Genomic DNA, 13,331 nt, shown 5'->3' with positions numbered 1-13,331 from the left:
GCGTGATGAATTTCGCGGTGTTGGTATTCCCCGGCTCCAACTGTGATATCGACTGCTACAAAGCGGTAGAGGATACGATCGGACAGCCAGTGGATTACGTATGGCATACGGAAACGGACTTATCGAAATATGATTGCATTCTTATTCCCGGCGGCTTCTCGTACGGCGACTACCTGCGCTGCGGCGCGATTGCCCGCTTTGCCCCGGTCATGAGCGCTTTGGTGAAAGCGGCGGAGGAAGGGAAATATATTCTGGGCATTTGCAACGGCTTCCAGATTTTGCTGGAATCGGGTCTGCTGCCAGGGGCGATGCTGCGCAACCGGTCGCTCAAATTCCGCTGCCATGCGGCGATGCTGCAGGTGGAAAATACGAATACGCCGTTTACTTCGGACTATACAAAGGGCGAGCTGATCAACATTCCGATCGCCCACGGCGAAGGCAACTATTATTGCGACGAGGCGACGCTGGCAGAGCTGAAAGCGAACAACCAGATCGTGTTCCGTTATGAGGCGGGCAACAATCCGAACGGCTCGGTCGACGATATTGCAGGGATTTGCAACCGGGCGGGCAACGTGCTGGGCATGATGCCGCATCCGGAGCGGGCGGTGCACGAACTGCTCGGCTCGGCGGACGGATGGAAGATGTTTACATCGATTTTGAGCACCTGGAGGGAGAAGCATGGCGCAGCAGCTATCGGCTAAGGAACCAACGGCAGAGCAAATTGCCGAGCAGCAGATTTACAAGCAGTTCGGCGTATCGGATGCGGAATATGACAAAATTTGCGGGTTTTTGGGCCGGAAGCCGAACTACGTCGAAATCGGCGTGTTCAGCGTCATGTGGTCCGAGCACTGCTCCTATAAAAACTCGAAGGCGGTTCTCCGCAAATTCCCGACAAGTGGACCGCGCGTCCTGATGGGACCGGGCGAAGGCGCGGGTATCGTCGATATCGGCGACAATCAGGCGGTTGTGTTCAAAATCGAAAGCCATAACCACCCTTCGGCAGTCGAGCCTTACCAAGGCGCAGCGACGGGAGTCGGCGGCATTATCCGCGACATTTTCTCGATGGGCGCACGCCCGGTGGCGGTATTGAACAGCTTGCGCTTCGGGCGTCTTACCAATGATCGCGTCAAATATTTGTTCGAGCACGTCGTGTCGGGTATTGCCGGGTACGGCAACTGCATCGGCATTCCGACGGTTGGCGGCGAAGTCATGTTCGACGAGAGCTACGAAGGCAATCCACTCGTCAATGCGATGTGCGTTGGTCTGATCGATCACGACAAGATTCAAAAGGGCGTCGCCAAAGGTGTCGGCAACCCGGTTTTCTATGTCGGACCGGCAACAGGACGCGACGGCATCCACGGCGCGACGTTTGCATCCGAAGATTTGACTGAGGAGTCCGAAGCGAAGCGTTCGGCGGTACAGGTCGGCGATCCGTTCATGGAGAAGCTGGTGCTGGAAGCATGCCTGGAGCTGATCAATTCCGGCATCGTCGTTGGTATCCAAGATATGGGCGCCGCAGGCTTGACCTGCTCCAGCTCGGAGATGGCGAGCAAGGCCGGCAACGGCATGGAGCTGTATCTGGACGAGGTGCCGCAGCGCGAGGAAGGCATGACGCCTTACGAGATGATGCTGTCCGAGTCGCAGGAGCGGATGCTCTTCGTGGTGAAGCCGGAGCATGAGGCTCAGGCAAAAGCGATTTTCGAGCGTTGGGGGCTGCACTGCGCGAAGGTCGGCAAAGTGACCGACGACGGCAACCTGAAGCTGTATCATAAAGGCGAACTGGTCGGCGACATGCCAGTCAAAGCGCTCGTAGACGATTGCCCGATGTATCACAAGCCTTCCGCGGTACCGGCTTATTATGAAGAGAACGGCAAGATCGATACGCTTCGTTACCCGGAAGTGACGGATTTGAACGGCGCGCTCAAGCAGGTGCTGGCTTCCCCTACGGTAGCGAACAAAGAATGGATTTATAACCAATACGATTATATGGTGCGTACCAGCACGGCAGTTCAGCCGGGCTCCGACGCGGCGGTCGTGACGATTCGCGGCTCCCGCAAGGCGCTGTCCATGTCCACGGACTGCAACGGACGCTTTGTATACCTCGATCCGGAAATCGGCGGCCGCATCGCCGTGGCGGAAGCGGCGCGCAACAACGTTTGCTCCGGCGCGGAGCCGCTGGCGATTACGGACAACCTGAACTTCGGCAGCCCGGAGAAGCCGGAAATTTTCTGGCAGCTGGAGAAATCCGTCGACGGCATGGCCGAAGCTTGCCGCAAGCTGAATACGCCGGTCATCGGCGGCAACGTCAGCTTGTACAACGAGAACGCCAAAGGCGCGATTTATCCGACGCCGGTCGTCGGGATGGTCGGCTTGGTGCATGACATCGACCATATCACGACGCAGGGCTTCAAACGCGAAGGCGACGTGATCCTGCTGCTCGGCCAGACGAAAGCGGAGCTGGGCGGCAGCGAGTTCCAATATATCGTGCACGGCGTAACGGAAGGCCGTCCGCCGCAAATCGATCTGGACGTGGAAAAAACGTTGCTGGATGCGGTACTGACCGCGATTCAGCAAGGGCTTGTCGCATCGGCGCACGACCTGTCCGAAGGCGGACTGGCCGTCGCGCTGGCCGAGAGCTGCATGAGCGGCCGTCTCGGCGCGAAGGCGAACTTCGCAACGGAGCTGCGCCCGGATATCGCGCTGTTCAGCGAGAGCCAATCCCGCATTCTGCTGAGCGCCGCTCCGGACAAAGCCGAAGCGCTGCAAAAGCTTCTGGCAGAGCGCGGCGTGCCAGTGCAAGCGCTCGGTACGGTCGGCGGCAGCTCGCTCCAACTTCAAGTCAATGGAACACCGGTTATTGATGCATCTGTGACGGAACTAGAAAAGGTTTGGAAGGATGCGATTCCATGTCTGATGAACAGTTGATCGGCGGACAGGGACAAGAGGCAGCAAAAATCGTTCGTTCGGCTTCCGGAGAGGCTATGCCGCTCTGGACCGGACGCTACTATAACGAAGGCCATACCGGCCAGGACAGCTTCATGGACAAGCTGGGGGAAGAGTGCGGGGTTTTCGGCGTATTCGGACATTCCGAAGCCGCTTCGCTCTCGTACTACGGCCTCCATGCGCTGCAGCACCGCGGGCAGGAAAGCGCGGGCATTTGCGTAGCGAACGGCGAGTCGTTTCATTATCACCGTGGCATGGGGCTTGTGAAGGAAGTGTTCAACAACGACAACCTCGCCCCCATGACCGGGAGCGCTTCGATCGGACACGTGCGTTATTCGACATCGGGCGAAAGCAAGCTCGCCAATGCGCAGCCGCTCGTGTTCAAATACCGCGGCGGCGATCTGGCGATTGCTACGAACGGCAACTTGACCAATGCGCCGGAAATCAAGGAACAGTTGGAAAAAGAAGGGTCGATTTTCCAGACGACCAGCGATACGGAAGTCGTAGCGCACTTGATCGCCCGGTCGAAGCAGAACGATATCGTCTCCGCCGTGAAGGAGACGCTGCTCCGGGTGGAGGGCGCGTATGCGTTTATGTTTTTGACGAAGGACAAGCTGATCGTGGCGCGAGACCCGCACGGCTTGCGGCCTTTTGTGATAGGCCGTCTTGGCAACGCGTGGTTGTTTGCTTCCGAGTCCTGTGCGTTCGATACGGTCGGCGGCAAGTATTACCGCGACGTCGAGCCGGGCGAGCTGCTGATCCTGGACTTCAAAACCGGCGCAGTGACGGAAGACCGGTTTTCGCCGATCAAGCAGCGCGCGATCTGCGCGATGGAATACATTTATTTTGCCCGGCCGGACAGCGACATCGACGAGACGAACATCCATTCCGCGCGCAAGCGGATGGGACGCCAACTGGCGATCGAAGCGTTCGTCGATGCCGACATTGTCACCGGGGTGCCGGATTCCAGCATTTCTGCCGCGATCGGCTACGCGGAGCAGACGGGCATTCCGTACGAACTCGGCCTGATCAAAAACCGCTACACCGGCCGGACGTTCATCCAGCCGAGCCAGGAGCTGCGCGAGCAGGGCGTCAAGATGAAGCTGTCGGCGGTGCGCAGCATCGTCGAAGGCAAGCGCGTCGTCATGATCGACGACTCGATCGTGCGCGGCACGACCTCGCTGCGCATCGTCAACCTGCTGCGCGAGGCCGGCGCGAAGGAAGTGCACGTGCGCATCAGCTCGCCGCCGTTTGCGAATCCGTGCTTCTACGGAATCGACACGCCGAGCCGCCAAGAGCTGATCGCTGCCGTTAAATCGGTGGAGGAGATCCGCGAGGCGATCAACGCCGACTCGCTGCATTTTCTCAGCCACGAGGGGCTGCTCACGGCCATCGGCCGTCCGAACGTGGAAGTCAACCGCGGGCTATGCACGGCCTGCTTCGACAACCGCTATCCGACGCCGGTTCCCGACGAAGCCGCTCTTGGCTGCGGCTGCGATTGATTGCGGCTGGGCCGCCCGCATGCTTTTGACCTAACCCGGCGGTCCCGGGCTGCCCGGACCGCCTTTTTACGATACAAAACGCGGGGGAATGAAGCGTTTTTGAAGTGATTTTGGCTGGAGCCGGTAGGCGGAGAGTCGTGTGCCTGTCGGAGAGTCTACGTGTCTCCTTTGAAAATGAGTTCTTACCGAAAGGTAAGATTTAGTGGAACTCATTTTCAAGAGAGACCGCAGACAGGCAGCACGAACTCGGAGCCGCGAAGCATAAGCCTGATCAGTTCAACGCAAGCTTCACTCCCACCAAGGAGGAACAATCCAAGTGTCCGATGCATATAAACAAGCCGGTGTCGATATCGCGGCCGGCAACGAAGCGGTAGAGCGCATGAAGAAGCACGTCAAGACGACCTTCCGTCCGGAAGTGCTGACAGACCTCGGCGGCTTCGGCGCGCTGTTCGGCCTGAACAAGGACAAGTACGAAGAGCCGGTGCTCGTCTCCGGCACGGACGGTGTCGGCACGAAGCTGAAAATCGCTTTTGCGATGGACAAGCACGATACCATCGGCATCGATGCCGTGGCGATGTGCGTGAACGATATTGTCGTGCAGGGCGCGGAGCCGCTCTTTTTCCTCGATTATCTCGCTTGCGACAAGGTCATTCCGGAAAAAATCGAAGCGATCGTCAAAGGCATCAGCGACGGCTGCGTGCAGTCGGGCTGCGCGCTGATCGGCGGCGAAACGGCGGAAATGCCGGGCATGTACAGCGAAGGCGAATACGATATCGCGGGCTTTACGGTCGGCATCGTCGACAAGAAGAAAATCATCGATGGCTCCGCAATCCGTCCGGGCGACGTCGTTCTGGGCCTTGCTTCGAGCGGCGTCCACAGCAACGGCTTCTCGCTGGTGCGCAAGCTGCTGCTGGAAGATAAGGGCTACACTCTGCACGATACGATCGACGAGCTGGGCGGCCGTCTGGGCGACACGCTGCTCGTTCCGACGAAGCTTTATGTCAAACCGGTGCTGGCGGTGCTCGAAGAGGTAGCGATTAAAGGCATGGCGCACATTACAGGTGGCGGCTTCCTGGAGAACATTCCGCGCGTGCTGCCGGAGGGCGTCAACGTCGAGATCGATTACGGTTCTTGGCCGATTTTGCCGATTTTCCAGCTGATGCAGCAGGAAGGCGGCATCAGCAACAACGATATGTTCCGAACGTTCAACATGGGGATCGGCATGGTCGTCATCGTGGCGGAGGATCAGGCGGCACGGGCTGCAGAACTGTTCGCGCAGCATGGCGAGAAAGCTTATACGCTCGGCCGCGTAACGGCAGGGGAGCGTAAAGTTACGTTTACCGGGGCGGTCGTATGAGAACCGAACCGTTGCGTATTGCCGTATTCGCCTCGGGAGGTGGAAGTAACTTCCAAGCGATTGTGGATGCGGCAGCAGCAGGCCGGCTCGATGCGCGCATCGAGCTTTTGGTCTGTGACCGGCCAAATGCAGGGGTAGTTGAACGGGCCAAGCAGGCCGGCGTGCCTGTTCATACGTTTCGTCCGAAGGACTACGATTCGCGCGAAACGTATGAGCGGGAAATTTTGACGATGTTACAGCAAAAGCAAGTCGAGCTTGTCGTTCTTGCAGGGTATATGCGCATTGTTACGAATGTTCTGGTGGACGCGTATTGGGGACGCATGCTGAATATTCACCCTTCGCTGCTGCCGTCGTTCCCGGGGCTCGATGCCGTAGGACAGGCGCTGCGGCACGGGGTCAAGGTGACCGGCGTAACCGTTCATCTTGTCGACGGGGGCCTCGACAGCGGACCGATTTTGGCGCAGCGCGCCCTGGACATTGAACCTGGCGATACGGAGACTTCCGTCGCCGAGCGAATCCATCGAATCGAACACCGATTGTACCCGGAAGTGATACAGGGGATTGCCACGGGAAGCATCCGTTTGGAGGATGCCGCCAACAAATCTAAGGAGGACGGGACCGCACCATGAGCCAAACGACGAATCAAACGCAAGTATTGGAGCTCCGTTACGGAATGAACCCGCATCAAAAGCAAGCGAAGCTGATCGGGGAAGGGACGCTGCCGATCAAAGTAGTGAACGGCGACCCCGGCTTCATCAATCTGCTGGATGCTTTTAACGGCTTCCAGCTCGCTCGGGAGCTGCGCCGCGCAACGGGGCTGCCTGCCGCTGCCTCGTTCAAGCATGTAAGCCCGGCCGGAGCAGCCGTAGCTGCGCCGTTGACGCCCGAGCTGAAGAAGGCTTACTTCGTGGAAGGCTTGGAGCTGTCGCCACTGGCTACCGCTTATGCACGGGCCCGCGGCGCCGACCGCATGTCCTCGTTCGGCGATGCCGCCGCGCTCAGCGATATTGTGGACGCCTCGACCGCACAGCTGTTGAAGCGTGAAGTATCCGACCTGGTCGTGGCCCCGGGATATACCGACGAAGCGCTGGAAATTCTCCGCGCCAAGAAAAACGGCGGCTACCTGATTCTCCAAATTGATCCGGATTACGTTCCGAATCCGGTCGAAACCCGTACGCTGTTCGGCATGATGCTGCAGCAGGAGCGCAATGACGCCGTCATCGACGAAACGGCGCTGGAACGCATCGTGACGGACAACAAAGAGCTTCCGGAGAACGCGAAGCGCGATCTTCTCATTGCGCTCGTGACGTTGAAATATACGCAATCCAACTCGATCTGCTACACGCTGGACGGTCAAACGATCGGGATCGGCGCCGGCCAGCAATCGCGCATTCACTGTACCCGTCTGGCCGGAGACAAGGCGGACCGCTGGTTCCTTCGCCAGCATCCGACGGCGCTGAACATGGCTTTCCGTCAAGGGCTTTCCCGCGCGGAGCAAAACAACGCCATCGATCTGTGGCTGGAAGAAGAGCTCACGCCAGTGGAGCAGGCGGCTTGGGAAGCTTGCTTCGAGCAAGTGCCGGCGCGTCTGACGCGTGAAGAGAAGCGCGCATGGTTAAGCAAGCTGCAGGGCGTTTCCTACGGCTCCGATGCCTTCCTGCCGTTCCGCGACAATCTGGACCGTGCCAGCCGCAGCGGCGTTAAGTACGTCGTGCAGGCAGGCAGCTCGATGCGCGACGAGGAAGTCGTGAAAGCGGCCAACGATTATGGCATGGTGATGGCTTATTCGGGAGTTCGTTTGTTCCACCATTAAGAAACGAAGCAGGCATTGCTCCGTAATGTCCTGAGCTTGTTCAGAAACCCGCTACGCGTATAAAATTCTCAACATACGCCGGTGGGGTATATCCCTCCAGCCGCTCTTGAAACCCGCGAACTTGATTAGAATTAGCTGTATTTTCGCGGGTTTCAAAGGCGGACGTAAACTCTTACGGAATATACCCCACCTCTATTTTGTCTGAGATTTTCTACTCAAGGGTTTCTCAACACTCTGCAGGCATTACTACGTACTGTCCTAAGCCTATGCTTACGAAGTGAACATTGCTACGCAATGTTCTGAGGAGGAATATTCAAGTGTCGACGAACAGAGCCGCGCAAGCGGAGCAATATTTTCAAAGTTTGCGGGAAAATGCCTACCCGGGCCGCGGCATCGTGATCGGGCAAACGCCGGACGGTACCCGACTCGTCCAGGTGTACTGGATCATGGGGCGCAGCGAAAACAGCCGCAACCGCGTATTTATCCAGGAGGCCAACGGATTTGTCCGCACCGAAGCGAAGGACCCGGCGAAGCTCACCGATCCGTCGCTCATCATCTACTACCCGGTGAAGCACGCGAACGGCGCGCATATCGTCACGAACGGCGATCAGACCGATACGATTCATGAGGCGCTGCTTTCCGGCAGCACGTTCGAAGCCGCGCTGGCCACCCGGACGTACGAGCCGGACGCGCCCAATTTTACGCCGCGAATCAGCGGTTTGATCGATGTGAACGACGGACAATTTGCCTATAAGCTGTCGATCCTGAAATCGAGCGGCAATACGGAGGATCAGACTCTTCGTCATACGTATACGTACGAGAAGGCGCTGCCGGGCTACGGTCACTGCATCCATACGTATGCGGGCGACGGGAACCCGCTGCCTTCGTTCCAGGGCGAACCGGCGCTTGTCCCGATTGCCAGCGACGACGTCGGGCAGATCGCGGATGCCTATTGGCAGGCGCTCAACAACGAGAACCGCATCTCGCTGCTCGTCAAAACGGTACGGATCGGAAGCGGAGAAACCGAGCTGCTGATCGTCAACAAAGAATAGGAGGAGCCTCAACGTGCGGATACTGGTTGTAGGCGGCGGCGGCCGCGAGCATGCGATATGCTGGGCGCTGAAGAAGAGCCCCAAAGTCACGGAGCTGTACTGTGCGCCGGGGAACGGGGGCATCGCATCGGTTGCCGAATGCGTCCCGATTCAAGTAAACCAATTCGAGGAAATTGCGCAGTTTGCGATCGACCATACGATCGATTTGGTCGTCATCGGTCCGGACGATCCGCTGTCCGAAGGCATCGTCGATCACTTGGAAGCGAAGGGGCTGACTGTGTTCGGACCCCGCCAAAATGCGGCGATTATCGAAGGCAGCAAAGTGTTCACCAAGCAGCTGCTGAGAAAATACAACATCCCGACGGCCGCTTACGAATCGTTCGAGCGGCACGAGGACGCGGTCGCTTATCTGCGCCAGCAACAAGCGCCTATCGTGATTAAAGCGGACGGCCTCGCGGCAGGCAAAGGGGTCGTCGTGGCGCAGACGCTGGACGAAGCGGAAAAAGCGCTGCACGACATTATGGTCGCCAAAGTGTTCGGCGAATCCGGCAACCAAGTCGTGATCGAGGAGTTCCTTACCGGCCAGGAAATGTCGATTCTCTCGTTCGTCGACGGCGAAACGGTATGCCCGATGGTTCCTGCACAGGACCATAAGGCGGTTTATGATAACGACAAAGGACCGAATACCGGCGGTATGGGCACCTACAGCCCGCTGCCGCACATCCCGCAAGCCGTGATTGACGAATCGATCGAGACGATCATTAAGCCGACGGCCAAAGCGATGGTTGCCGAAGGGCGGCCGTTCCGCGGTGTCCTGTTTGCCGGTCTGATGCTGACGCCGAACGGACCGAAGACGATCGAGTTCAACGCCCGCTTCGGCGATCCCGAGACGCAGGTCGTGCTGCCGCGGTTGAAAACGGATTTACTGGACATTTTCCTCGCCGCAGTCAATGGAAGGCTGGATCAAATGGAGATCGAGTGGAGCGAGGAAGCTGCCGTTTGCGTCATTTTGGCGTCTGAAGGCTATCCGGCTTCGTATCCGAAAGGACTTCCGATCGAAGGCTTGGAGGACGTGCAAAATTCGATCGTATTCCACGCGGGAACGGCCATCAAGGACGGTGGAGTCGTGACCAACGGCGGCCGCGTGCTGGGCGTAACTGCGCTTGGCCGCGATATTGCCGAGGCCCGCGCCAAAGCGTATGCGGATGCCGATCGCATCCGTTTCCAAGGCAAGCACAATCGTACGGACATTGCGAAGAAAGCGCTCGTGTAAAATACGAACCGGGGTAAGGAAGCGATTCCTTTGCCCCGGTTTTTTGCGTGCGGCGAAGCCTTGTCTACTTACGTCCGCTTCCTTTAATCATGATTTTGTCCCAATTTCGATAAACATAAAAAACAGCCCCTATCGCTCCGACGACCAATATCCCCGATAACCAATAGTTATGTACGTAATAGGAAAAAGCGCGCAAGGCTATTCCTCCCTGTATATTTTCGAATTAGTATTCCCTGATCGCGGAAAAATAAAGCGCCTGACTCCTTTTTACAGGAGAGGCGCTTATTCGGTATCTTTATTACTTCCCGGCAACCGCGAGCTTTGGAGCTGCCAGAGGCTGCTTGCCTCTGCCAAAAGGAACGACCATCGGTGTGCCGAACAGCGGGTCCTCGACGACTCGCGATTCCAGATCGAACACGCTGCGAATCAAGTCTTCGTTGACGATATCCTGCGGTCGGCCTTCGGCCCAGACTTTACGGTCTTTGATGGCTACGATGTTATGTGCATAACGGCAGGCAAGGTTAATGTCATGAAGCACCATGACGATGGTGCGCTGCTCGCTTTCGTTCAGTTCGTACAGCAGATCGAGCACTTCGATTTGGTGCGCCAGATCGAGGTACGTCGTCGGTTCGTCAAGCAGAATCGTCGGCGTGCCTTGAGCCAGCGTCATGGCGATCCAGGCCCGCTGCCGCTGGCCGCCGGACAAGGAATCGACCGTCCGCTCGGCCAGCGGCTTCATGTGGGTCAGCTCAAGCGCGCGCTGCACCATGGCTTCGTCTTCCTTGGACCACTGCTGGAGCCAGCTTTGATACGGGTAGCGGCCTTGCTTGACAAGCTGCAGCACTGTCAAGCCTTCCGGAGCTGCCGGGCCTTGCGGAAGAATCGCCATGCGTCTGGCGACTTCCTTGGTGGACATCGTCGCAATGTTGCTGCCGTCGAGCACCACTTGTCCGCTTTGCGGCTTGAGCAGCCGGGCCAGAGAGCGGAGCAGGGTCGATTTGCCGCAGCCGTTGCCGCCGATAAACACCGTTATTTTACCTTTCGGAATTTTGATGTTCAGCTCTTGAAAAATGCACGTATCCCCATAACAGAGGCACAGGTCGTTCGATTGGATGGCAGTCATAAAATCTTCTCCTTCGGTCTCGAAGCCCGCCGATAATCAGACATGGCGCAGACGGAACGGTGTCGACAGTTTGGTCGATTAGGCCGTTCCGCTTGGCATAGGCCGGGCTTCTCTGTTTTACATGGTGTCCGTGACAAGGCTTCGCATCGATATCGACAGGTTACTAACGAAATTAACGGTTGCGGCTGCGGTACAGCAAATAGACAAAGAACGGCGCGCCGATGCAGGCGGTAAATACGCCGGCAGGAATATCGAGCGGCGCAAATAGCGTCCGGCCGGCGAGGTCGGACAGCAGCAGCACGAGCGCTCCGATGAGTGCGGATACCGGCACCAGCGCGCCGAAGGCCGGGCCTACGAGCTTGCGGGCCATATGCGGCGCCATCAAGCCGATGAAGCCGATCGCTCCGCCGAACGCTACGGCGGCTCCGCCCAAGGCGACGCTGAGCAGCAGCAGCAGGAACCGCTGGCGCTGGACGGCGCTGCCTACGCTGCGGGCGACCTCTTCGCCGAGCTCCTGGATATTGACATGCCGCGAATAGACGATAATCAGCGGAAGCAGCACAATAAACCAAGGCAGCAGCGGCGTAACGGATTTCTCCCAAGATACGCCGTAAATGCTTCCGGTCATGAAGGTAAGCGATTGGTTCGCAAGAACGACGGGACCGGAGATTAGCATCATATACGAAATCGAGCTCATCGCCGCCGCGAAGCCGATGCCGATCAGCACGAGCCGGAGCGGGGTAACGCCGTCTCCTTTCCATGAAAGGGCATAGACGACGAACGTAGCGATGAAGGCGCCGGCGATGGCGAATACCGGCAGCAGATGAATCGTAATTTTATCCGAGAAAAAGAAAAAGAACGAGACGGCCCCTAGCGTTCCGCCGCCGGTCATGCCAACCGTGTCGGGCGAAGCCAGCGAGTTGCGCACGACGCCTTGCAGAATGGCACCGGCTACCGCGAGCGACGCTCCGACGAGCACGGCCATCAATATCCGCGGCAACCGAAGCGAGCGGACGATCATTTCGCTCGAATCGTCTCCGAAGCCGAAGACCGAACGCACGACTTCGCCGGGCGGGATGTAGACGCTACCGATGCCGGTGCTGAGAATGATGACGGCAATCGTGATAAAGAGCAGCAGGAACGTGACGGCTAGCGCTCTTTTACTGACAAGATACGAGAAAGCTTTTCCGCGGACGGCAAAGTATCGGCTGGATTGACGGCTCATGACAGCTGCCCTCCTCTGCGCGCAATATACACGAAGAAGGGGACGCCGATCAGGGCGGTCGTGACGCCGACGGGAACTTCCTTCGGCATGGCGATGAACCGCGCCCCGATGTCGGCGCTAACCAGCAGCAGCGCGCCAAGCACCGCGCAGTAAGGAATCAGCCAGCGGTGGTCGATGCCTACCAGATAGCGGACGATATGCGGCACGATGATGCCGACGAATACGACCGGCCCCGCTACGGATACGGCGCCGCCGGCCAGCAGTACGATAACGACGGCCGCCGCGGCTTTGACTAGCAGGGTGCGTTGGCCGAGCCCTTTGGCGACGTCCTCGCCCATCGCCAGCACGTTGATTTGCGGCGAGAGGAGCAGGGCTCCTACTAAGGCTGCGAGCATATAAGGCAGAACCGCGTTAAGCATCTCCATCGTCCGTCCGGCTACCGAGCCGACGAGCCAGAACAGCACTTGATCGAACGCTTTGCCGCTGCCGAGCAGGATGCCTTGGGTCAGCGACGCGAAGAAGGCGGTGACGGCCGATCCGGCGAGCGTAATCTTGATCGGGGTCAGGCCGTCGCGCCCGATCGAACCGAGAAAGTAAACGCCCCCGGCGCTGACGGCCGCCCCCAGAAACGCGATCCAGGTGTACCGGGTCATGCCCGAGACGTCGAACAGGGCAACGGATAAAACAATGGCAAACGCCGCTCCGGCATTGACGCCGAAAATACTCGGCGATGCGAGCGGATTGCGGGTAATGGCTTGCATCAGCGCGCCGGCTACGGCGAGGCCTGCGCCAACCGCGGCGGCGATGAGTGCCCGGGGCACGCGCGCCGTCTGGATAATAATGTGCTCGTTGGAGCCGTCAAACTGCGTATAGGACGCGATAACGCGGTCCCAAGAATAATAGTTAAGGCCGAACATGACGCTGGCCGCCATAGCCAGAGCGAGCAGCACGAGAGCTGCGATCAGGCCGATAATTTTGGAAGAGCGACGATGAAGTGGATTGCGCATAAAAAGATAGCCTGCTTCCTGTCTTAACCTATAGTA

The 13,331-nt window shown here is 58.4% G+C and carries 11 protein-coding genes; 8 read left to right on the top strand and 3 right to left on the bottom strand.

Annotated features, from left to right (window positions below):
* Nucleotides 1–5 precede the first annotated feature (5 nt).
* The 8 genes from purQ (at nt 6) to purD (ending at nt 9,940) form a co-directional block, all read left to right on the top strand.
* Nucleotides 6–701, top strand: a complete 696-nt coding sequence (purQ, locus tag KQX66_RS07670; protein ID WP_216791627.1) for a phosphoribosylformylglycinamidine synthase subunit PurQ — start codon at nt 6–8, stop codon at nt 699–701.
* Nucleotides 679–2,925 carry a phosphoribosylformylglycinamidine synthase subunit PurL gene (purL, locus tag KQX66_RS07665; protein ID WP_216791625.1) on the top strand — a complete coding sequence of 749 codons (2,247 nt, stop codon included), beginning with the start codon at nt 679–681 and terminating at the stop codon, nt 2,923–2,925. The genes purQ and purL overlap by 23 nt, the downstream gene beginning before the upstream one ends.
* A 56-nt stretch (nt 2,926–2,981) precedes the next feature.
* Nucleotides 2,982–4,445 (top strand): amidophosphoribosyltransferase, encoded by a 1,464-nt coding sequence (gene purF / locus KQX66_RS07660; RefSeq protein ID WP_216791738.1) that lies wholly within the window; start codon nt 2,982–2,984, stop codon nt 4,443–4,445.
* Nucleotides 4,446–4,761: 316 nt separating this feature from the next.
* A complete protein-coding gene (gene purM, locus KQX66_RS07655) occupies nt 4,762–5,802 on the top strand; it encodes a phosphoribosylformylglycinamidine cyclo-ligase (protein WP_216791623.1) in 1,041 nt (346 codons plus the stop codon).
* Nucleotides 5,799–6,431, top strand: coding sequence for a phosphoribosylglycinamide formyltransferase (gene purN, locus KQX66_RS07650; RefSeq protein ID WP_216791621.1), 633 nt, complete (start codon nt 5,799–5,801; stop codon nt 6,429–6,431). The genes purM and purN overlap by 4 nt, the downstream gene beginning before the upstream one ends.
* Nucleotides 6,428–7,615: a phosphoribosylaminoimidazolecarboxamide formyltransferase gene (locus tag KQX66_RS07645; protein WP_216791619.1), complete on the top strand. Its 1,188-nt coding sequence runs from the start codon at nt 6,428–6,430 to the stop codon at nt 7,613–7,615. Before purN ends, KQX66_RS07645 begins: the two co-directional genes overlap by 4 nt.
* A 317-nt stretch (nt 7,616–7,932) precedes the next feature.
* Nucleotides 7,933–8,667, top strand: a complete 735-nt coding sequence (locus KQX66_RS07640; RefSeq protein WP_216791617.1) for an IMP cyclohydrolase — start codon at nt 7,933–7,935, stop codon at nt 8,665–8,667.
* 13 nt (nt 8,668–8,680) lie between these two features.
* Nucleotides 8,681–9,940 carry a phosphoribosylamine--glycine ligase gene (gene purD, locus KQX66_RS07635; RefSeq protein ID WP_216791614.1) on the top strand — a complete coding sequence of 420 codons (1,260 nt, stop codon included), beginning with the start codon at nt 8,681–8,683 and terminating at the stop codon, nt 9,938–9,940.
* Nucleotides 9,941–10,238: 298 nt separating this feature from the next.
* On the opposite strand, the gene KQX66_RS07630 is transcribed toward purD, so the two are convergent.
* The 3 genes from KQX66_RS07630 to KQX66_RS07620 form a co-directional block, all read right to left on the bottom strand.
* The gene (locus KQX66_RS07630) at nt 10,239–11,063 is read right to left on the bottom strand and encodes an ABC transporter ATP-binding protein (RefSeq protein ID WP_216791612.1); all 825 of its coding nucleotides are present in this window, start codon (nt 11,061–11,063) and stop codon (nt 10,239–10,241) included.
* 172 nt (nt 11,064–11,235) lie between these two features.
* Entirely contained in the window at nt 11,236–12,288 is a 1,053-nt protein-coding gene (locus KQX66_RS07625; RefSeq protein ID WP_216791610.1) for a FecCD family ABC transporter permease, read from the bottom strand.
* Nucleotides 12,285–13,295 (bottom strand): FecCD family ABC transporter permease, encoded by a 1,011-nt coding sequence (locus KQX66_RS07620; RefSeq protein ID WP_216791607.1) that lies wholly within the window; start codon nt 13,293–13,295, stop codon nt 12,285–12,287. Before KQX66_RS07620 ends, KQX66_RS07625 begins: the two co-directional genes overlap by 4 nt.
* Nucleotides 13,296–13,331: the final 36 nt, after the last annotated feature.

The sequence above is a fragment of the Paenibacillus oleatilyticus genome (assembly GCF_018998565.1).
In the GTDB taxonomy this organism is placed as follows: Bacteria; Bacillota; Bacilli; order Paenibacillales; family NBRC-103111; genus Paenibacillus_G; species Paenibacillus_G oleatilyticus.
The sequence above is the reverse complement of the archived record's forward strand: the minus strand, read 5'-3'. Positions and strand labels throughout refer to the sequence as shown.

Bases quoted from the DNA above. Each gene is read 5' to 3' on its own strand.
- purQ (WP_216791627.1), top strand. From the start codon at position 6: ATGAATTTCGCGGTGTTGGTATTCCCCGGCTCCAACTGTGATATCGAC.
- purL (WP_216791625.1), top strand. From the start codon at position 679: ATGGCGCAGCAGCTATCGGCTAAGGAACCAACGGCAGAGCAAATTGCC.
- purF (WP_216791738.1), top strand. From the start codon at position 2,982: ATGCCGCTCTGGACCGGACGCTACTATAACGAAGGCCATACCGGCCAG.
- purN (WP_216791621.1), top strand. From the start codon at position 5,799: ATGAGAACCGAACCGTTGCGTATTGCCGTATTCGCCTCGGGAGGTGGA.
- KQX66_RS07645 (WP_216791619.1), top strand. From the start codon at position 6,428: ATGAGCCAAACGACGAATCAAACGCAAGTATTGGAGCTCCGTTACGGA.
- KQX66_RS07630 (WP_216791612.1), bottom strand. From the start codon at position 11,063: ATGACTGCCATCCAATCGAACGACCTGTGCCTCTGTTATGGGGATACG.
- KQX66_RS07625 (WP_216791610.1), bottom strand. From the start codon at position 12,288: ATGAGCCGTCAATCCAGCCGATACTTTGCCGTCCGCGGAAAAGCTTTC.
- KQX66_RS07620 (WP_216791607.1), bottom strand. From the start codon at position 13,295: ATGCGCAATCCACTTCATCGTCGCTCTTCCAAAATTATCGGCCTGATC.